The following is a 21,270-nucleotide window of genomic DNA, read 5'->3' as shown; positions in this document are numbered from 1 at the left end:
GGTCTTCATCATCGACCAGACGGGGGTGGTGACCGCGCATCCCAGCCTGCCACCACCACTGATCATGAAACGGTACGCGGCGGCCCGGCGGGAGGGACGGATCACCGGCTGGCAGGTCTGGCCGGCACCGGATCCGACGGGCTGAACAACGCCGACCCGGCGGACAACCGCTATCTCGACGGGCTCCCGGAACCGGACCAGGCAACCCTGCTCGACGCGCTGACCGTGGCGCGGCAGGATGCCGACCAGATCCTGGCGGACCTGCACGACGTCAACACCGACGTGAACGCGCGGCTCGGGCTGACCGGCGAGGATGTGCTGAGCACCCTCGGCGAGGAGCACCGCGTCAAGGGCGCGGAATCCCTGGCTCGCAAGTTCCGTACCGAGCTGGAGCCGCTCGGCTACGACATCGGGGCGGCGCTGGAGACCGTCAACGACGTGGTGCGGTTCTCCGTACGCGGACCGGAGTCCGAGGCGTACGGGCCGGCGGTGGACGCGGTCCTGTCCGCGTTGGAGGCGCAGGGTTATCAGGTCACCGACCTGAAGAGCTTCTGGCACCCCGGCAACCGCTTCTTCGGTCTGAACTGCACCCTGACGTCACCGACCGGGCGCAGCTTCGAGTTGCAGTTCCCGACCGCGACCAGCTACGCCATCGGCAAGCAGACCCACGGGGCGTACGAGGTGATGCGCGACCCGGCGCAGTCGCCGGCCGCCCGGGTACACGCCTTCCTCGACATCCTCGCGATCAACAAGGCCAACGGCATCGCGGCGAGCATGCCGGGCGGGATGGCGACCGCGCGGTTCGAGACGCCGAAGGACACCAGCTTCGCCAAGTGGATGGCGTCACCCCGGCAGGCGAGCGTCCGCGATTCGTACCTCGACTGGCTCGGGCAGCAGGGCCAGACGTTCGCCGACATGCTCGCCGAGCGAGGATTGACGGCGTCCGACCTGCCCGGTCTGGACCTCGACCTGATGGGGGGCGTGCATGGCGACGCTGACGTTCGGCTACTTCCTCCTCCGGAGACCGGACGACCCGACCGGCCCGCCGGTCAACCTGATCGCGGAGGCGGAGAGCGCGGGGCCGACCCAGGCGGTGATCTGGGACCGGTCGACGGACGCCTGGACGTTCCGTCCGGACGTGGCGGCGGCGATCCTCTGGGCGAATCCGGAGCGTCACGAGGTCCAGCGGGTCGACCGGGCGGCGGCGGAACGCGAGACAACGCGCTTCACGACGGTTCCGCTGCCGACGGAGGCCGAGTTGACGGAGATCTGCCGCCGGGCGACCTGAGCGATCCCGGGTCCGAGCTGTCGCTGCCGGAGGGCCGGCGGTTCGGGCCGGGTGTGCTGGCGCCGCTGGAGGACCCCCGTTTCCAGGGCGACCTGGCCGCGACCCTGGCCACCCCGCAGGGGTACGCGGTCTTCGCGGATCCGTCCACCCACCCGTACGGCCAGTTGGTCAACGACGGTGGGCCGGACCAGCCGGGCCGGGGCAACAACTGCGTCGACAGCTCGCTGGCGGCGCTGGCCAGCTTCCACGGTGACCCGCAGGTGTCGATGCCGCGCTGGCCGGATCGGCTCGACGACGGCTCGGTCGACCGGGTCTCCGGTGAGCGGGGCGGTCTGAACCGGGCCGAGGCGTGGATCGGCGGGGAGTGGATCGGCGGGCCCGACAACCTCCCCGCCGACCTGTCGGCCCGTGCCGATGCGGTGGCCGCGCAGTACGCCGATCTCTACCAGCTGGTGGCGGAGGCCGGACCGGGGGCGTCGGCGCTGGTGGTGTCCGACTGGCTGTACCTCGACGCCGCCGGGAACGTCGTCCTCGACGAAGCCGGCCGGCCCGAGGTGGACGGCTCACACGCCTTCGTGATCGTCTTCCCGGCCGACGCCGACGCGCCGGTGTGGTGGGATCCCCAGAGCGGGACGGCGTCGGTGGACATGCCGGCCGCCGACGTGCGGGAATCCCATGCCCTCTGGGCGATGATGGTGCCTGACGGAGAGGGGCGAGTTGACCGAGGACGAGGCGCTGACACTGATCAGCCGGCTGCTTGGGACCCGGAATCCGATCGTGCTCCGGGAGTTCGAGTTCGGCTGGCTGGCCCGGGAGAGGCTCTCGGAGCAGGAGCGGGCCTCGGGGATGCACGTGGGCCAGGGGAGCTACATCATCGACCGGTCGGGAGTGATCACGGTCCACTCCAGCCTGCCACCCCGGCGGGTGATGGAGGAGTACGCCCAGGCACGACGCGAGGGCCGGATCAAGGGCCGACAGGTCTGGCCCGAGGCGGAACCGACGGGCTGACGGATCCCGACGGCCCGACCGGGCCCCCCGGAGCTGATCCCGACGCGACCGCCGCCGACGGACCCGACCTACGCCGGGCCGCCGCCGGTACCACCTTCGGCGGCGCGCTGCTCGACGCCGACCCCGGCCGCACCGCGCAAGCCGTCCAGGCGGCGCTGACCACCGGGCCGCTGCCCGAGGGGGCGAGCGTCGACCCGGCCACCGCGACCGTCACCCTGGACACCCCCGAGGGCCCGCAGCAGGTACGCATCGAACTGACCGACCCCCGGGCGGACGCCCCCGTCGCGCCGGTCGCCACCATCCAGCACACCGCCGACGGTGCCGTGGTGCAGGTGTCCACCGGGGCGCACCCCGATCACATCCGGCGAGCCGTGGCCGCGATGCTGGCCGAGGCGGACACGGTCGCCCAGGACCGGGCCAGCGGGCTGCGCGTCGACGCCACCGCCGCGCTTGCCGAGGGCGCCCGGCCGGAGGGTGGCGGCAACCGCGTCCTCACCGCGCGGGACATCGGCCACCTCGCCGACCTGCGGGTCGTGCTCGCCGACAGCACGACCACGGCCGATCCGGCCCAGGCTGGCCAACTGCGCGCCGAGGCGTTGAGCCTGCTCGTCGCCGCCGGCCTGCTGGAGCAGGATCCGACGCACGCGGTGCACGACCTCGACAGCAACGTGCCGGTGGTCGGGCCGGCGGCGGCCCAGGCCCGGCTCGACCTGATCCGGAGCCACCTCGGCCCGGTCGCCCCGCAGCTCGAAAGCCTGATCGGGCTGGCACACGGCGACGGGCAACAACTCGTCGCGGACCTTCGGGCGGCACAGTCGGCGATCCGCGCCGAGGCCCGTACCTGGGCACAGCAGGCCACCGCCCTACGCGACGAGGCCGACCTCGCGCTCACCGCCCGGGTGGACGCGGAACTGGCCGCCGCCCCCGACCACGTCTTCGGCCGGCTCGTGATCGGGGGCGGCTGGGCCGCCACCGCCGACTTCGTCACCATGGGCGCGGCCGGCGACACCGGCGCCGGGCTCCCGCCGGTGCTCTGCGTGTCGCAGGGCCACGACCCGTGGGCGGAACGGCAGGCCCTGCTGATGGGGCAGATCCCGTCGGAGCTGGAACTTCCCGGGCTGCCGTTCCAGCCGGCCGACCTGGCCGAGCAGGGCACCCAGTTCACCCCCTCCGATGTCTTCGCCGACGCGGTGGGTGCCGCACGGGCGTTGACCGGGATGCCGACCTACCAGGGCATGGCGACCGGGATCACCCCCCGCCCCGCCGACGCCGCGGGCTGGCCCGACGGCGCCAACTTCCGGGTGACCGTCGGCGGACGGGACTTCTTCACCGCGTCGGTCGACGTGGCCACCGGGCCGGGGCCCTCCCGGGTGCCGAGCGCACCGGCCACCACCACCTCCCAGTACGCCGACCCGACGACCGGCTACCGTGTCGACCGCTCCGGTCCCACGCCGGTGTTCCGCGCCCCCGACGGCTCCCCGGTCGACCCGGACGCCCTGCCCCCGGCTGCGCGAGCCGTCCTCGGTGGCACCGGCCCGAACATCGCGGACCTGCCGCTGCTGACGGACCTCGCCGGTCGGCTGACCGATCCGCTGGTGGCCGACCCGGTCTCCGGCTATGCCGTCGACCCCTCGACCGGGCAGGTCTTCGACCCGGCCGGCGGACCGGTGGACCCCGGCGCGCTGCCCGACGGGGTGGCAGCCCGACTGGGCCATTCCCCGGACGGCTCGTTCAACGATCCCCGCCCCGCCGCGCCACCCGTCGACTTCGGCGGGCAGAACCTGGCCGACGCCTACCGTGCCGGGGACCGCGTGCTGGTCTACGGCGCGGGGGCCTCCGGCGCGTGGGACATCGAGCAGGCCGCGGCCTCGGCGGCGGGACGCATCGACTGGTCGGCCCAGGCCCGGGAGCTGCCGCCCGCGCGGGTGACGGGCGACCCCGTAGTGGATGCGCAGGCCCGACTGGAGTACAGCTTCAGCGGCGGTTACAACCGGCGCAACACCCTGCCCGGCCTCGGGGCGTACTCGGACGCGGCCCAGGCCCGGGTGGCGGACATGTCGTTGCGTGAGATCGTCGCCGTCCGGCACACGGTCGACGGGGCGCTTCTGGTGCGCTTCACCGACGGCACCGAGCAGGTCTACGACCGGGTGGTCCTTTCCATCGGGCAGGAGCCCCGACTTCCCGGCGGCGTGCACGCGCTGCTGTCCGAGGTGGACCTCACGGCCATCGAGGGGCCGCCCACCGCCAGGAGGAACCCCGCCCCCGACGTGCTGGGGCTGCGCGACGCCACCGGCCAACTGCGCGTCCTCGGCGGAGCCAGCGTGGCCGGTGCGCTGCTGGCCGAGGTCGACGACACCGTCGGGGAGGCGGTGACGCGTCAGGCCAGAGCGCTGCCGGACGACTCGCGGGGTATCGGGCCGAGCATCCGGTTCCACGCACAGCGGATCGCCGAGGCGAACCGGGGCGCGCCGCCGGTGCCGTCGCCGAGCGGGCCCGCCGACGGCGGCCCCGCGCCGTCGGACCCGCCGTCAGACCTCGTCCCACAGGACGACGCCGTACGGTCTCCAACCCCACTGCTCGTCGAGCCAGGGCAGCGCTCCGTACCGGGCGACCAGATCCCGGCCGAGCGGGGGCAGCTCGACCTCGGTGGGGCCGCCGTTGATGTCCTGTCCGCGCCCCTGGGCGGTGACCTCGACGGGATTACGCCGCAGGTCGACGTAGCGCAGGGCGGGCAGGTTCCGGGACGCGGCGAGCGCCTCGGCCCCGGCCGGCCCGATGCCGCAGCGGGCCAGGCCCAGCCAACGCAGCCGGCCCAGGTGCGGGGAACCGACCAGCGCGGCGAGCCCGTCGTCGCCGATCGGATTGCCGCGCAGGTCGAGGGCGACCAGGCGACCGAGGGCGGCGACACCGGCCACGCCCGGCATCAGCGCGGCGGCCTCGACCAGCACCAGATACCGGACGGGGAGATTGGCCCAGACCTCGTCGGCGTGATCGACGAAGGCGCGGGCCGTCATGGTGACCGACTCGACGAGGCCGTTGCGCACCTGCCAGTCGACGAGCAGGTGGGCGACCGGCGCGGCGAGCCGCTGGCTGACCCGCCGGTGCAGCAGGATGGCCTCCCGGGTCCCGTCGATGCCCGCCAGGTCGAGACGGATCAGCTCGGCGTGCTCGGGGTCGGTGCCCTCGATCGCGTTGGCGTACCGCCGGCGCAGATCGAGGTCGTCCGGGTCGGCGAGGATGGCGGCGTAGAGCTCGGCGGGCGTGGCCATGACGGCAGCGTATCGACGGACGGCTCGATCACCGCCAGTGCCGTTCCGGGCTCCACCTTCCACGGCCTGGGCCGGCCGGCCGCCGACCCGGCGGCGGTGCTGGACACGGCCCGAACCGCGCTGCCGCAGGTGGCCCCGTACGCCCAGGTGGACGCGGTGGTCCCGGTCGGCCCCGACCGGTTCGAGATCCGTACGGCCGGGCAGTACCCGCTGACCGTGCGGCTCACCGCCGGTCCGTTGACCGACGGTGTGGTGGCCCGGTCGAGCCGGGAGCCCGACGGTAGCTTCACGGTCACCGTGTCGGACCGGGCGGTCGACGGTGTGGTGGCCCGAGCGCTCGCGCACGAGGTGGCGGAGCTGGTCGCGCTGCACGAGTCCGGCCGGGCGCTGGTCGGCCCGCTGGACCCGGGCAACGCGCAGGGCCCGATCGACCCGGCCGGGCTGACCGCGCACGACCGCGGCCGGATGGCCGAGATCCGGCTGCTCGCCGCCGGGTACGCCGACGCCGAGCCGGCCACCCGCCCGGCCGTACGCGCCGAGATCGACGCCCTCGCCAGCCACCTCGGCGTACGGGTGGGTGACCCCGACGCCCGAGCCCGCTGGGCGGTCCTGCCGCGCGACGTGCTGGCCCACCTGATGCAGCTCAGCGTGCCCTCGATCACCCCGGCGGCGGTGCAGGCGGTGCTGGCCGGCGCCCCGACCCTCACCGAGGTCGAGCGGGTCCGGATGATCGACCATCGATCCCGGCTGGCACCGGATTTCCAGGTGCCGCAGCAGGCCGACCTGGACGCCCGGCTGCGGGAACTGGCCGCCGAGGCCGAACACTCGCAGTCCAGCATGCCGCGGATGCCCGCCTTCGCCGGGCAGATCATCGCCGTACCCGCCGGGCAGCTCGACCGGGTCCGGGCGGTGGATCCGCAACTCGCCGACCGGCTCGCCGCCGAGGGGATCTACGTCGACCTGACCGGCCGCTACGACCTGCGCCCGTACATGGTGACCAGCGTGCCGGCGATCGACCTCGGCGCGGCCCGCCCGGCGTACGACCTCACCACCGAGGCCGGCCGGCAGTCCCAGTTGCACGAGGACCGGCAGCGCTCCCGGGCCGCGCTGCGCGGCCTGCCCAATGGGCCGGGCGTCGCCCTGCTCACCACCCACGACTTCCACTACCAGGGGACGGCCCGGTGGATGGGTCTGGTGCCCGACGTGCTGACCGAGGCGCTGCGCGGCATCACCCCCGCATCGCCGGGCCCGGCGGTGACGGTGGAGAGCGCAGCGGCTGCCGACCCGGCCGGCGACCGTACGGTGGTGGCCGACCGGGTGACCCTGCCGCCGGACGCCCCCAACAAGCCCGGACCGCGCTACGGCCCGGCGTTGGACGCCCGGACCGGGCAGCCGCCACCGCTCTTCGACGGCCCGCCGAAACGGGAGGACGTGCAGCAGGGCGCGCTCGGCGACTGCGGCATGATCGCCGTGATCGGGTCGGTCGCCGGTCACCTGCCGGAGACGATCGCGCGCATGTTCCAGCCGAACCCGGCCGGCTCGGTCGACGTGCTGCTACACGAGGCCAGCGGGCCGGGGCAGACGGTCACTCCGACCGGACGCCAACTGCGGGTCACCGTCTGGCCCGACGTTCCGCTGCACCCGAACTCGACCGGGCGCAGCGCGTACGCCGACCAGTCGACGGTCGGCACGGCCTGGGCGTCGCTGCTGGAGAAGGCGATCGCCGCGGTCGACCGCACCTGGACCCAGCAGCGCCATGACCAGTGGCAGCAGCAGTGGACCGCCCGACCGGGCACGGACCCTGCCCAGGCCGCGCCGCTCGGCTACGCCCGACTGGGCAACGGCAGCAGCCGCCTGGTCCAGGCGGAGCTGCTCACCCAGCTCACCGGGTTGCCGACCGGGGTGAGTCAGTTCGATTCGACACCGGGTCGGGAGACCGACGCCGAGGCACGGCTGGCGGACCTGCTCGCCGCCGGCAGTCCGGTGATCACCGGCACCCGCCCGGCCTCGGCCTACCCGAACGGGAAGCCGCCGTACGGGCTCGTCCCCGGGCACGCGTACGAGATCGTGTCGGTGGCGAACGGCCAGGTGCAATTGCGCAACCCGTGGAATTCGAGCCATCCGTCGTCGATGCCGGTGCGCGCCTTCCTCGACCTGATGAGCCCCGGGTACGCCCACGTCGAGCTGGCCCGGAGCACCGTGGCGGCGCTGCCCGGCTCCGAGTTCCACGGTCAGGGCCGGCCGGTGGCCGACCCGACGGCGGTGCTGGACCGGGCCCGGCTGGTGCTGCCCACCCTCGCCGGGACGATCGGCGCGGACCAGGTCGTCGCCGTCGGGCCGGACGTCTTCGAGCTCCGCTCGGCCGGGCTGGACCCGCTGCGCGTCCGGGTTACCGCCGGCCCTCTCGCCGCCGGCCGGGTGGCCCAGACCACCCGCAACCTGGACGGCACCTTCACCCTGACCGTCTCCGACCGGGCCGCCGACGCCGTGGTCGACCGCGCGGCGGCACACGAGACCGCCGAGCTGCTGGCCCGGCACGAGACCGGAGCGGCCCAGGTCGGGCACTTCGACCAGGGCACCGCCGAGAGGCCGATCGATCCGGCCGGCCTCACCGCCCGGGACCGGGGCCGGCTGGCGGAGCTACGCCTGATGGCCACCGGGTACGCCCGGGCCGATCCCACCGCCCGGGTGGCGCTGCGGGCCGAGGTCGACTCGCTGGTCGACCGCCTCGGGCTGCGCTGGGGCACACCGGACGCGCACGCCCGGCTGGCGGTCCTGCCGAGCGAGGTGTGGGCCCAGGTGATGCGGCTGAGCGTGCCGGCGGTCACGCCCGACGCGGTAGCCGCCGCGCTGGCCGCCAACCCCGACCCGACCACCGTCGAACGGTTCCGCGCGATCGACTACCGCAGCCGGCTGGCGCCGGACTTCCAGCCGCCGCCGGCCGCCGCGCTCGACACGAAACTGCGCGAACTGGCCGTGCACGGGGAGCGGAGCCAGTCCTCGCTGCCCCGGATGCCCGCCCTGGCCGGGCAGATCATCGCGGTGCCGCCCGCCCTGCTGGACCCGATTCGCCAGGTCGACCCACGGCTGGCCGACCGGCTCGCCGCCGAGGGCGTCTACGTCGACCTGACCGGCCGCTTCGACCTGCGCCCGTACACCCTCGACGGCGCACCGGAGATCTCGCTGACGGCGTCGACGCCCACGTTCGACCTGGACACCGAGGCCGGCCGGAATGCGCTGCTCAGCGAGGACCGCAGCCGGGCCGCTGCCACCTTCCGCGCTGCGTACGGGTCGAATCCCGCCGCCATGGCGGTGCTCAGCACGCACAGCTTCCACTACCAGACCGACGCTCGGCTGATGGCGCTGGTCCCGAACGCGCTGACCGAGGCGCTGCGGGCGATGATGCCGGCCGAACCCGAGGTCGGGGTCGAGGTCACCCCGACCATGACCAGCGGCGAGGTGACCGTGGCCGCCGACCGGGTCACCCTGCCCGACCCGATCGCCAAACGCCCCGTCGAGTACGGGCGGCCACGGGATGGCCGAACCGGGCAACCCGCGCCACTCTTCGACGGCCCGCCCCGCCGCGAGCAGGTGCAGCAGGGCATGCTCGGTGACTGCGGGATGCTCGCCAGCCTGGCTGCCGTCGCCGGCCATCGGCCGGAGTCGCTGGCCCAGCTGTTCCAGCCGAACCCGGATGGCACGGTGGACGTGTTGCTGCACGAGAGCACGCTGCTGGGTGCCGCGACGGTGCCCACCGGCCGCCGGCTGCGGATCACCGTGCACCCGGATGTGCCGCTACGGCACGTGGCCCAGGGTCAGACAGCCTATGCCGACCAGCACCTGAACGGCACGGCGTGGGCCTCGTTGTTGGAGAAGGCGCTGGCGGCGGTCGACCGAACCTGGAGCGGGCAGCGGCACCAGCAGTGGCAGGCGACCTGGCGTGCCTGGCACAGCAAGGACGACCCGCTGCGGGCAGCACCCACCGGCTATGCCCGCCTGCATGTCGGCAGCACCCCCCAGATGCAGGCGGAACTGCTGACCCAGCTGACCGGTTCGCCGAGCCGGACGTCCGTCTTCGACGGCCAGCCGGGGCACGAGGCCGTGGTGCAGGCGCGACTGGCGGCGTTGCTGGCCAGCGGAAGCCCGGTGATCACCGGTACCAGGCCGAAGCGGGCGTACCCGGAGGCGATCCGTAACCGACTTCCGTTCGGGCTCGTCGCTGGCCACGCCTACGAGGTGATCGCGGCCACCAACGGTCAGGTGTGGCTACGGAACCCCTGGAACCGGGATCATCCCGCCCCGATGTCCGTGCGGGACTTCCTGGATCTGACGAGCGGTTCCTATGCGCACCTGGACGGCGCTGGCGCGGCGGGTCCGGCACAGAACGGGGTGACGCCCGCCCCGCCGACGGCGCCTGCCGTGTCGACGGTCTCCCTCGCGGTGCCGCCCCCGGTGGCGGCGGCACCGGGCAGGCCGGAGACATTGGAAACCGTGCCATCTCGGCCGCGTCCGCACTCGCTGGGGCGCACCTACCTCGACGACGAGCGGATCACCGTTGACTACCATGCCCTGCTCGGTCCCGACGGTACGGTGAGCGGGCTGCTCGTGGTGGTGTCCTCCGAGCAAGGGCCGCGTTCGGTCCACTGGACCAGCGGCGACGCGCCGGGCGTGGCGGAGTCCGTGCCGATCGTGCGGGCGGAGGCAGAGCGCATCGCCCGGGACGTGCTCGGCTTCACGTTGCCGCCCGAGCCGGCGTTGTGCGACATGGTGGACGGCTGACGATGCCGATGGCAGGACAGGGAGAAGGGCCGTTGCGTTCCTTTACCGAGGTCACTTCGATCCCCAACAACATACCGGTCGATATCGGGCACGCCCGGCTCGGAGTGCGATGGGTGGATGTGGGCCCCCCCGTGCGCGCCGAGATCATCGTCATGCCGCACTGGACCGACGAGTCCCCGCACCATGAGGTCGCGCTCGGCGAGACCTTTCCGGTGGGCGAGGAGACCTGGCGTTTCGCCGATCTCGACATGTCCAGCGAGGACGAGTGGGAGGTCACCGTCCGGCGGGTGGACGAGAACGAGGTGCTGGAGCCGCCCAGCGGTCATCTCTGGAAGCCGGCCCGGCTGCGGCCGTACGGGCACCTCGACGAGGCGCAACTCCAGTCGGCGGAGGCCGCGCTGGGGCATCCGCTGCCGCCGGACTACCGGGAATGGCTGCGGCGAAACAACGGCGCGCTGCCCGAGGTGGAGCACCACGTTCCCGGTGTTCCGTTCTCGCTACTGCCGGAGCGTCCGCTGTTCGGGGTGCATCCGCAGTATCCGCTCGTCGATCTGGTGCAGGCGCAGCGCGTACATCGGGATCGTTGGTTGTCGCCGGACTGGCTGGTGATCGCGAATCCCGTTGGCGGCCTGCTGGTCGTTTCGACGCAGCCGAGTAGCGCAAACGTGTACTTCGTGCACGAGCTCGACCTGGTCGGTCCGCCGGGTCCGCCGGCCTCGGCCGTGCGGGAACGGAAGCTGCGCGCGGTGGCCTGGTCGATGTACGAATTCGTCGGCCGCCTGACGCCAAAGGAGTTGGACCACCTTCCTCCGGCGCAGATGCTGCCGCCCGGCACGTCCACCGATCCCGGCAACTACGAGAACGGATAGGGATGAGCGAGCCTCAGCGAGCGAACCAGCAGCGCGGTGCGGGGGAAACGCTCAGGCCGACGCCGGGCGGAGCGAGGTGACGGCATGAGCGAGCGACAGCGAGTGAATCGGCAACGCAGTGCGGAAAACGCTCAGGCCGACGCCGAGCGGAGCGAGGTGACGGCATGAGCGTCGGCGGCGGACCCTTGCGCTCGTTCACGCACCTGACCGCCATTCCCAACAACATGCCGGCCGACATCGGGCCGGCCCGGCTCGGCGTGCGGTGGGTCGACGTCGGGCCGCCGGTGCGTGCGGAGATCGTCGTCATGCCGTACCGGGACGAAGCGTCGCCGCACTACGAGGTGACGCTCGGTGAGACCTTTCCGGTGGGCGAGGAGACCTGGCGTTTCGCCGATGTCGACATGTCCAGCGGGGACGAGTGGGAGGTCACCGTCCGGCGGGTGGACGAGAACGAGGTGCTGGAGCCGCCCACCGGCCGCCTCTGGAAGCCGGCCCGACTGCGGCCCTACGGCCAGCTCGACGAGGCGCAGCTGCGGTCGTTGGAGACCACCCTCGGGGTCCGGCTGCCGGCGAGCTACCGCGACTGGCAATCCCGAAACAACGGCGCGCAGCCCGAGGGCGAACACCACATCCCCGGCGCACCCTTCACCCTGCTGCCGGAGCGTCCGCTCTTCGGCGTGCACCCGCAGGATCCGTCCCTCGATCTGGTGCAGGCGCAGCGCGTACATCGGGATCGTTGGTTGTCGCCGGACTGGCTGGTGATCGCGAACCCGTCCGGCGGCCTGCTGGCTGTCTCGGCCGACTCCGGCAACGAGAGCGTCTACTTCGTGCACGAGCTCGACCTGGTCGGCCCGCCGGGTCCGCCCGCCTCGGCCGCGCGGGAACGGAAGCTGCGCGCGGTGGCCTGGTCGATGCACGAATTCGTCGGCCGGCTGACCCCAGTGGAACTCGATCATCTTCCGCCCGCACAGGTCCTGCCGCCCGGCACCGCCACCGGCCCCCGCAACGACGAGGCCGGGCAGCCCTGAGCCCGGCGCAGACCCCACCGGCCCTGCTCCTGGCGCCGCCGGGGACGGGGCCGGTGCGTTCAGCCGAGCTGTGACAGCAGGCCGGCGTACGCCTCACGGACCGCGGCCAGCCGGTCTCTGCGGAACCGGCCCGGCTCGCGGTGGTGCAGCTGTCGCCCCCGGTCGCTGTCGAAGGCGTCCGGTGCAACGGCGTCGCCACCCGCCGGGATGAACTTGCCGACCTCGTCCAGTGCGGCGACGGCCCGGGTCAGCGCGGCCCGGGCCCGCTGTCCGTCCTCGCCGCTCGCCGATCCCGCCGGCACCTGACCGGCGTACGTGTCCGCGACCAGCAGCCACTCGCCCGGATCGAGAAGTTGGGACGGCTCGTCGCCGCCGTAACGGAATCCGCTGCCCGCCCCGCCGATCGTCGGCGGTAACCGGAAGGTGAACTCGCGTTCCTGGCCGCAGCCCGCGCACGCGCCGGTGTACCGGCTGGCCAGGTCGCCGTCGTCGAGCGCGATGACGGAGCTCTGCCGGGCAAACCGGCTCTCCCCGCACGAGCAGGGATGCAGGTCCATGTAGAGGTGCGCCTCCGCGTTGGTGCGGCTCAGCGGCGGGGTCATGCATCCCACCGTACCGACCGGAGCGGTCCACGGCCGTCCCGGTCAGGTCGCTGGCATACTCGCCGACCATGGTGTTGTCGCGCGGCTGGGCGGTCTTTCTCACCGGGGTCGGCGTCTGGACCTGGGTGATCTGGCCGAGGTTCGCGGTGGCCATCTGGAAGGACCCGCGGTCCTGGTCCACCGGTACGGTCGGGGACGGCCCGCCGACCGGCTTTCTCTGGGTGCACGCACTGCTGATCGTGGCCTCGTTGGCCATCGGCACGGCCGTCGGCCTGCTCGGCCTCCGTGCCTGGCAGGCATCCCGCCGGCGTACGCGCTGAGCCTGTCCGGGCCTCGCCGCCGTTGCCCACTGGTGCTGGTGTTCCGGTGTCCATCTCGGAGCGCACGGTGACCGGATGGTGGGGTGTGACGGGGACCGCTGGCACTCTTGACGATCAATCCGGTGGACGCGTAACTTTCTCTCTGCCAGCGCGGAACGGGCAAACAGGGCGAAAGTCCAGAGGCTCCGAAGCGGTGGTGCCGGGTTCTCCGAGGACTTGTTCCTCAGTGGACGCGGCCCCGGGTGGGGCTCGACCGGATCGCCGAGGGGCGGATTTGGCGGAGCGGAACCGACCGGGTAAGGTTGACGACCGGCAGGGCACCGGGCGAGCCTGCGGGAGACCGCAGCGGCCGGCCTGCCAAATCCGACGATCGAGCGAGGTGGTTCGCCGCCGCGCCGGTTGGCGGGTGCCGAACTGGCTGAAAGCGTGACAGACCGGGACACACGGTTTGACACGGGGCAGACGGTAAGGTAACGTAATAAAAGTGCCCACCGCGAGATGCGGTGGGTGTGGATGGGATGCCCCGGATGGGTGCCTGCGGTTTGTGGGTGTTCTGATGGTGTGTGGTTGTTCTTTGAGAACTCAACAGGGTGCTTGATAAGCCAGTGCCAAGTTTGATTGTTGTCCTGGCTGGTTGGGTCTTTGGGTCTGGCTGGTTGGGGTTTCTTTGGCGACATTTTTTGTTGCTGGGGTTTGTTTTCCAAGTTTTTGTTGGAGAGTTTGATCCTGGCTCAGGACGAACGCTGGCGGCGTGCTTAACACATGCAAGTCGAGCGGAAAGGCCCTTTGGGGTACTCGAGCGGCGAACGGGTGAGTAACACGTGAGCAACCTGCCCTAGGCTTTGGGATAACCCTCGGAAACGGGGGCTAATACCGGATATTCACTGTCTGCCGCATGGTGGGTGGTGGAAAGATTTTTTGGCTTGGGATGGGCTCGCGGCCTATCAGCTTGTTGGTGGGGTGATGGCCTACCAAGGCGACGACGGGTAGCCGGCCTGAGAGGGCGACCGGCCACACTGGGACTGAGACACGGCCCAGACTCCTACGGGAGGCAGCAGTGGGGAATATTGCACAATGGGCGGAAGCCTGATGCAGCGACGCCGCGTGAGGGATGACGGCCTTCGGGTTGTAAACCTCTTTCAGCAGGGACGAAGCGTGAGTGACGGTACCTGCAGAAGAAGCGCCGGCCAACTACGTGCCAGCAGCCGCGGTAAGACGTAGGGCGCGAGCGTTGTCCGGATTTATTGGGCGTAAAGAGCTCGTAGGCGGCTTGTCGCGTCGACTGTGAAAACCCACAGCTCAACTGTGGGCTTGCAGTCGATACGGGCAGGCTAGAGTTCGGTAGGGGAGACTGGAATTCCTGGTGTAGCGGTGAAATGCGCAGATATCAGGAGGAACACCGGTGGCGAAGGCGGGTCTCTGGGCCGATACTGACGCTGAGGAGCGAAAGCGTGGGGAGCGAACAGGATTAGATACCCTGGTAGTCCACGCTGTAAACGTTGGGCGCTAGGTGTGGGGGGCCTCTCCGGTTCTCTGTGCCGCAGCTAACGCATTAAGCGCCCCGCCTGGGGAGTACGGCCGCAAGGCTAAAACTCAAAGGAATTGACGGGGGCCCGCACAAGCGGCGGAGCATGCGGATTAATTCGATGCAACGCGAAGAACCTTACCTGGGTTTGACATCGCCGGAAATCCTGCAGAGATGTGGGGTCCTTCGGGGCCGGTGACAGGTGGTGCATGGCTGTCGTCAGCTCGTGTCGTGAGATGTTGGGTTAAGTCCCGCAACGAGCGCAACCCTCGTCCCATGTTGCCAGCAATTCGGTTGGGGACTCATGGGAGACTGCCGGGGTCAACTCGGAGGAAGGTGGGGATGACGTCAAGTCATCATGCCCCTTATGTCCAGGGCTTCACGCATGCTACAATGGCCGGTACAATGGGCTGCGATACCGTGAGGTGGAGCGAATCCCAAAAAGCCGGTCTCAGTTCGGATCGGGGTCTGCAACTCGACCCCGTGAAGTCGGAGTCGCTAGTAATCGCAGATCAGCAACGCTGCGGTGAATACGTTCCCGGGCCTTGTACACACCGCCCGTCACGTCACGAAAGTCGGCAACACCCGAAGCCGGTGGCCCAACCCTTGTGGAGGGAGCCGTCGAAGGTGGGGCTGGCGATTGGGACGAAGTCGTAACAAGGTAGCCGTACCGGAAGGTGCGGCTGGATCACCTCCTTTCTAAGGAGCACCATCCAGTGAAAGCTGGTATGGAGCCCGCGGCCTGCGGATGTCGGGTCGGGGTGCTCGTTGGCGGAGACACTGGCGAGTTTTCTTCTGGCAACGGCCGGGATGTCTAGTACGACCATTCTTTGGGGTGGTAGGGAACGGTTGACCGGTGCGGCTGGGTGGGGAATGTAGAGCACCCTGTTGGGTCCTGAAGGAACAGCCCTGTGTGGTGGTTTCTTTTGGTGCCATTGTCCTGCCTGTGTGGTGGGGTGTGGTTTGCCAGGCATGGCCTGGTGTGGCATACCGCCGGCGGTGGTCGGGTTTGGTGTCGCACGTGGTGGGTTGTGGGTTGGTTGTTTGTTGAGAATTGCACAGTGGACGCGAGCATCTTTGTGGTCAAGTTGTCAAGGGCGGACGGTGGATGCCTTGGCACCAGGAGCCGATGAAGGACGTGGGAGGCCGCGATAGGCCTGGGGGAGCTGTCAACCGAGCTGTGATCCCAGGGTGTCCGAATGGGGTAACCCGGCTGGAGTCATGTCCAGTCACCTGCACCTGAATTCATAGGGTGTGTGGAGGGAACGCGGGGAAGTGAAACATCTCAGTACCCGTAGGAAGAGAAAACAAATAGTGATTCCGTGAGTAGTGGCGAGCGAAAGCGGATTGAGGCTAAACCGGTTGCGTGTGATACCTGTCAGGGGTTGCGTGGTCGGGGTTGTGGGACCCTGCTCGACAGGCTGACACCTGTTGGAGGAGTGATAAAGCCAGTTGTTAGCTGAATGGTCTGGAAAGGCTGACCGTAGACGGTGATAGTCCGGTAGGTGAAAGCAGCTGGTCTTCTGTGGGTGTTCCCGAGTAGCGGCGGACTCCTGTAATCTGCCGTGAATCTGCCAGGACCACCTGGTAAGCCTAAATACTTCCTGGTGACCGATAGCGGACGAGTACCGTGAGGGAATGGTGAAAAGTACCCCGGGAGGGGAGTGAAATAGTACCTGAAACCGTTCGCCTACAATCCGTCGGAGCCTTGCGGGGTGACGGCGTGCCTTTTGAAGAATGAGCCTGCGAGTTAGTGGCATGTGGCGAGGTTAACCCGTGTGGGGGAGCCGTAGCGAAAGCGAGTCTGAAGAGGGCGTTTGAGTCGCATGTTCTAGACCCGAAGCGGAGTGATCTAGCCATGGGCAGGCTGAAGCGTGGGTAAGACCGCGTGGAGGGCCGAACCCACCAACGTTGAAAAGTTGGGGGATGACCTGTGGTTAGGGGTGAAAGGCCAATCAAACTCCGTGATAGCTGGTTCTCCCCGAAATGCATTTAGGTGCAGCGTCGTGTGTTTCTTGCCGGAGGTAGAGCACTGGATGGTCTAGGGGGCCTACAAGCTTACCGAAATCAGCCAAACTCCGAATGCCGGTAAGTGAGAGCGCGGCAGTGAGACTGCGGGGGATAAGCTTCGTAGTCGAGAGGGAAACAGCCCAGATCACCAGCTAAGGCCCCTAAGCGTGTGCTAAGTGGAAAAGGATGTGGGGTCGCATAGACAACCAGGAGGTTGGCTTAGAAGCAGCCATCCTTTAAAGAGTGCGTAATAGCTCACTGGTCAAGTGGTTCCGCGCCGACAATGTAGCGGGGCTCAAGTACACCGCCGAAGCTGTGGCACTCACACGTGTACTTCGCCGGGTTTCTTTGGGAATCTGGTGCAGGTGTGTGGGTGGGTAGGGGAGCGTCGTGCCGGGGGTGAAGCAGCCGAGTGATCGAGTTGTGGACGCGGCACGAGTGAGAATGCAGGCATGAGTAGCGAAAGAAGGGTGAGAAACCCTTCCGCCGGATGACCAAGGGTTCCAGGGCCAGGTTAATCCGCCCTGGGTGAGTCGGGACCTAAGGCGAGGCCGAGAGGCGTAGTCGATGGACAACGGGTTGATATTCCCGTACCCGCGAAGGAGCGTCCCTGATGAACTTCGTTGTGCTAACCATCCGAGCCTGGTGTGGTCTTCGGACCATGCTGGGGGAGCGTGGGAACCTGGCGGGTAGTAGTCAAGCGATGGGGTGACGCAGGAAGGTAGCTGAGCCCGGCCGGTGGTTGTGCCGGGGTAAGCGTGTAGGCCGTGCCATAGGCAAATCCGTGGCGCATGTAGGCTGAGACGTGATGCCGAGCCGATTCAGGTGAAGTCAGTGATCCTATGCTGCCGAGAAAAGCCTCTAGCGAGTTTCGAGCGGCCCGTACCCCAAACCGACACAGGTGGTCAGGTAGAGAATACCGAGGCGATCGGGCGAACTGTGGTTAAGGAACTCGGCAAATTGCCCCCGTAACTTAGGGAGAAGGGGGGCCGGAGACGTGAAGCCCCGTGCGGGTGGAGCGTTGTATGGCCGCAGAGAGCAGGGGGAAGCGACTGTTTACTAAAAACACAGGTCCATGCGAAGAAGTAATTCGATGTATATGGACTGACGCCTGCCCGGTGCTGGAACGTTAAGGGGACCTGTTAGCTCTTCGGGGCGAAGCGGAGAACTTAAGCGCCAGTAAACGGCGGTGGTAACTATAACCATCCTAAGGTAGCGAAATTCCTTGTCGGGTAAGTTCCGACCTGCACGAATGGCGTAACGACTTCCCCACTGTCTCAACCACAGGCCCGGCGAAATTGCAGTACGAGTAAAGATGCTCGTTACGCGCGGCAGGACGGAAAGACCCCGGGACCTTTACTATAGCTTGACATTGGTATCTGAGTTAGCTTGTGTAGGATAGGTGGGAGCCGGTGAAGCGCATACGCCAGTATGTGTGGAGGCAATCTTGAAATACCACTCTGGTTGATTCGGGTATCTAACTTCGGGCCGTTATCCGGTTCAGGGACAGTGTCTGGTGGGTAGTTTAACTGGGGCGGTTGCCTCCTAAAGGGTAACGGAGGCGCCCAAAGGTTCCCTCAGCCTGGTTGGCAATCAGGTGTTGAGTGCAAGTGCACAAGGGGGCTTGACTGTGAGACTGACGGGTCGAGCAGGGACGAAAGTCGGGACTAGTGATCCGGCACTTGCGTGTGGAAGCGGTGTCGCTCAACGGATAAAAGGTACCCCGGGGATAACAGGCTGATCTTCCCCAAGAGTCCATATCGACGGGATGGTTTGGCACCTCGATGTCGGCTCGTCGCATCCTGGGGCTGTAGCAGGTCCCAAGGGTTGGGCTGTTCGCCCATTAAAGCGGTACGCGAGCTGGGTTTAGAACGTCGTGAGACAGTTCGGTCCCTATCCGCCGTGCGCGTAGGATACTTGAGAAGGGCTGTCCCTAGTACGAGAGGACCGGGACGGACGAACCTCTGGTGTGCCAGTTGTCCCGCCAGGGGCACGGCTGGTTAGCTACGTTCGGAAGGGATAACCGCTGAAAGCATCTAAGCGGGAAGCTTGCTTCAAGATGAGGTATCCCACCCCACATTTGTGGGGGTAAGGCCCCCAGCTAGACGACTGGGTTGATAGGCCGGAGATGTAAGCCCGGTAACGGGTTCAGTTGACCGGTACTAATAGGCCGAGGACTTGCTCACGAAGGTTCTGCTCGCGTCCACTGTGTAACTCACGACAAACAAACATACACCCCGACAAGTGTGTTGGTGTTGGTGTTGTTTGATATGTTGATAAGGTTACGGCGGTCATGGCGGAGGGGAAACGCCCGGTCACATTCCGAACCCGGAAGCTAAGCCCTCCAGCGCCGATGGTACTGCACTCGGGAGGGTGTGGGAGAGTAGGACACCGCCGGACAATCTTTCGTTGAGGGCCACCCCCTACAGGGGGCGGCCCTCAACGCATTTCCCAACCGGGTTCCGCATTTCCCGACCAGATGCCTCGACCTGCCTCGACCTGCTCGGTCCACAGGGGCACGTCCACATTCGGCCAGTAGCGCGGCCAGTAGGCATGGGGTCTCCACCAGACACGAACCCGGGTGGCGGCACGCCACGGCAGGGCACGGCACGGTGAGCGCTGGCGTTGGGCGTACCTCATGGAACGGCCCCGCCGGTGTGGTGCCGGCGGGGCCGTGACGAAGCTGGTGGGGGACGGACGGACGTCAGGAAGGCTCCTTGGCGCAGATGAAGCGCGGCTCGGCGTCGTAGGTCCAGGTGAACTTCTCCCGCTTGACGACCTTGCCGTCCTTCTTGATGACCCGGAAGGCGTCCTGGGTGAAGCCCTGACTGCCGTTGGCGGGGATGCAGGACGGCCCCGGCTCCAGGTAGACCGTCCGGGGCGAGGTGATGTTCCGCCGGGGGCCGTACTCGGTCTTGACGCTGTCCCAGATCTTCGTGCTCCAGATCGACACGGTCACCGAGCTGCCCGTGTAGGAGGTGTCGATCAGCACGCCGTACTCGGTGTTGTTGCGGAACTTGAAGTCGAGGTTGGGCCAGAAGATGGTCGACTCGATGACGGCCGGGTAGCGGGTGAAGTAGTACGAGTGCGGCTTGTGCTCGACGTCCTCCAGGCCGGCGTAGTAGGTGGCGTTGAAGAGGGTGGTGGTGAACTGCGAGGTGCCACCACCCACCCCCGGCACCAGCTTGCCGTCGAGGATCACCGGCGCGTCGCGGTAGCCCTGCGAGTAGCCGCGCTCGCCGGTGTGGCCGTTGAGCGAGAAGGTCGCGCCGGGGAGCACCACGGTGCCCTTCACATCGTTGGCGATCGTCACGATGTTCTGGCTGCGCGGCGAGGAGAGGCCACCGGTGAAGTTCGTGGTGAAGGAGGCGACCTTCTCCTTGATGCCGAGGCCGGCGATCTTCTCCGCGGTGAGCTTCGGCTCGATCGGCTTGAGCTTGGCGGAGACCGTACGGCCCTCGCTCTGCGGCAGCACGGCGAGCAGGTCGCGGCCGAGCGTGCTGGTATCCACCTGCTGCCCTGCGCGCCCGTCCACCACCTTCGGCTTGCCGCCGGAGATGGTCATCTGGGCGTCCTTCGCCGCCACCTCGACGGCATCGAGCTTGTTTCCGAGCGCGGCCCGCAGCTGCTTCACGTCCACGCTGGGCGTGAGCTTGCCGGCCTTGTCGGCCTTGAACCGGAGCCCCTTGGCGATCGCCTGCGGCGGGATGTTCACGGAGCCCCGGTCGGTGGTCAGCTTGACCGGTGCGGCCACCGCCGGCTCGGCCAACTCGGCGACCATCCGGTCCAACTCCTCGGCGGAGGTGGCCGGGTGGTTCTCCACCAGCGGCACGGTCACCGCCTGCCCGCTCAGCCAGCCCTCCTTGACCACCTCGGCGGAGTGCTCCGGATCGACCGCCAGGCTCGGCTTCGGGTAGCGCACCTTCGGCGTGGTGCCGGAGAAGGTGATGGCCGGCATCGTCATCTTCCGGCCCTGCTTGCCGACGAGCTTCTCCAGCTCGGCCTCCAGCTTCGGCACGTCGACCGAGACCACGGGCTGGATCTCCCGCGAGCCGACCAGCCGGTCCATGGCGTGCGCGTTGGCGGCGGCTGCGGCGGCCACGGTGGCGTCCACGTCGACGGTCAGACCGACGTCGGCCGGGTTGATCTCGGCCGTCCGCTCTCCCACGTGTACCTGGATCGGGGCGGTGAGTTCCGCCGCGCGGAGTTCGAGCTGCGCCCGCAACTCGCGGGCCGCGTCCGTCCGGCTACGTCCGCCGAGTTCGGTGCCCATCACGCTGGTGCCGCGCGGCACGTCACCGACGTACGCCCAGACGGCCACCGCGCCGACCGAGGCGAGCACGGCTGTGGCCACCCCGGAGGCGAGCAGGAGCCGGAACCGGCGCGACCGGGGGCGCTTGCCCTCCGGTGGCGTGACCGGAGCGGGCCGCACCGGCTCCTCGACGGGCCAGGTGACCGCCGCCACCTGCACGGTGGGCCGGTCGTCGGCGGGCGGACGTTCTTCGCCGTACAGCGTCACAACTACCTCTTAGGGACGTACCGCATGCGGAGCCGGGCCCCCAGCCCGGGAGA

Annotated in this window: 8 protein-coding genes, 3 rRNA genes and 1 pseudogene; 9 read left to right on the top strand and 3 right to left on the bottom strand. The window is 68.9% G+C overall.

Going from position 1 to position 21,270, the window contains the following annotated elements; translation table 11 throughout:
* Positions 1-985: 985 nt before the first annotated feature.
* Together ACQPYA_RS30290 and ACQPYA_RS30285 are read left to right on the top strand one after the other, a co-directional pair.
* Positions 986-1,288 (top strand): hypothetical protein, encoded by a 303-nt coding sequence (locus ACQPYA_RS30290; protein ID WP_433533688.1) that lies wholly within the window; start codon positions 986-988, stop codon positions 1,286-1,288.
* Positions 1,289-1,341: 53 nt separating this feature from the next.
* Positions 1,342-1,860 (top strand): annotated as a pseudogene (locus ACQPYA_RS30285) (toxin glutamine deamidase domain-containing protein); the annotation flags it as partial.
* A 2,964-nt stretch (positions 1,861-4,824) separates the two neighbouring features.
* Here the strand turns inward: ACQPYA_RS30285 and ACQPYA_RS30280 are convergent.
* Entirely contained in the window at positions 4,825-5,220 is a 396-nt protein-coding gene (locus ACQPYA_RS30280; RefSeq protein ID WP_433533687.1) for a hypothetical protein, read from the bottom strand.
* Between the two features lie 810 nt (positions 5,221-6,030).
* On the opposite strand from ACQPYA_RS30280, the gene ACQPYA_RS30275 reads away from it, so the two are divergent.
* The 3 genes from ACQPYA_RS30275 (at position 6,031) to ACQPYA_RS30265 (ending at position 12,241) form a co-directional block, all read left to right on the top strand.
* The gene (locus ACQPYA_RS30275; protein WP_433533686.1) at positions 6,031-10,344 is read left to right on the top strand and encodes a C2 family cysteine protease; all 4,314 of its coding nucleotides are present in this window, start codon (positions 6,031-6,033) and stop codon (positions 10,342-10,344) included.
* A 2-nt stretch (positions 10,345-10,346) separates the two neighbouring features.
* A complete protein-coding gene (locus ACQPYA_RS30270) occupies positions 10,347-11,213 on the top strand; it encodes a DUF6406 domain-containing protein (protein ID WP_433530398.1) in 867 nt (288 codons plus the stop codon).
* A 164-nt stretch (positions 11,214-11,377) separates the two neighbouring features.
* Positions 11,378-12,241, top strand: coding sequence for a DUF6406 domain-containing protein (locus ACQPYA_RS30265; protein WP_433530397.1), 864 nt, complete (start codon positions 11,378-11,380; stop codon positions 12,239-12,241).
* A gap of 59 nt (positions 12,242-12,300) precedes the next feature.
* On the opposite strand, the gene ACQPYA_RS30260 is transcribed toward ACQPYA_RS30265, so the two are convergent.
* Positions 12,301-12,843 (bottom strand): hypothetical protein, encoded by a 543-nt coding sequence (locus tag ACQPYA_RS30260; protein ID WP_433530396.1) that lies wholly within the window; start codon positions 12,841-12,843, stop codon positions 12,301-12,303.
* 68 nt (positions 12,844-12,911) lie between these two features.
* Between ACQPYA_RS30260 and ACQPYA_RS30255 the strand changes: the two genes are divergently transcribed.
* From ACQPYA_RS30255 to rrf, 4 genes are all read left to right on the top strand, one after another.
* Positions 12,912-13,163 (top strand): SCO4848 family membrane protein, encoded by a 252-nt coding sequence (locus tag ACQPYA_RS30255; RefSeq protein WP_433530395.1) that lies wholly within the window; start codon positions 12,912-12,914, stop codon positions 13,161-13,163.
* Between the two features lie 708 nt (positions 13,164-13,871).
* Positions 13,872-15,387: ribosomal RNA gene (locus ACQPYA_RS30250) — 16S ribosomal RNA — on the top strand.
* Positions 15,388-15,769: 382 nt separating this feature from the next.
* Positions 15,770-18,884, top strand: a 23S ribosomal RNA gene (locus tag ACQPYA_RS30245).
* 97 nt (positions 18,885-18,981) lie between these two features.
* Positions 18,982-19,098, top strand: a 5S ribosomal RNA gene (gene rrf, locus ACQPYA_RS30240).
* Together the 16S, 23S and 5S rRNA genes form the textbook arrangement of a ribosomal RNA operon.
* Positions 19,099-19,402: 304 nt before the next feature.
* Here the strand turns inward: rrf and ACQPYA_RS30235 are convergent.
* Complete coding sequence (locus ACQPYA_RS30235) at positions 19,403-21,217, bottom strand: VanW family protein (RefSeq protein WP_433530394.1); 1,815 nt, start codon at positions 21,215-21,217, stop codon at positions 19,403-19,405.
* Positions 21,218-21,270 lie beyond the last annotated feature (53 nt).

The organism is Micromonospora sp. CA-263727 (assembly GCF_050942455.1).
Classification (GTDB): domain Bacteria; phylum Actinomycetota; class Actinomycetes; order Mycobacteriales; family Micromonosporaceae; genus Micromonospora.
The sequence above is the reverse complement of the archived record's forward strand: the minus strand, read 5'-3'. Positions and strand labels throughout refer to the sequence as shown.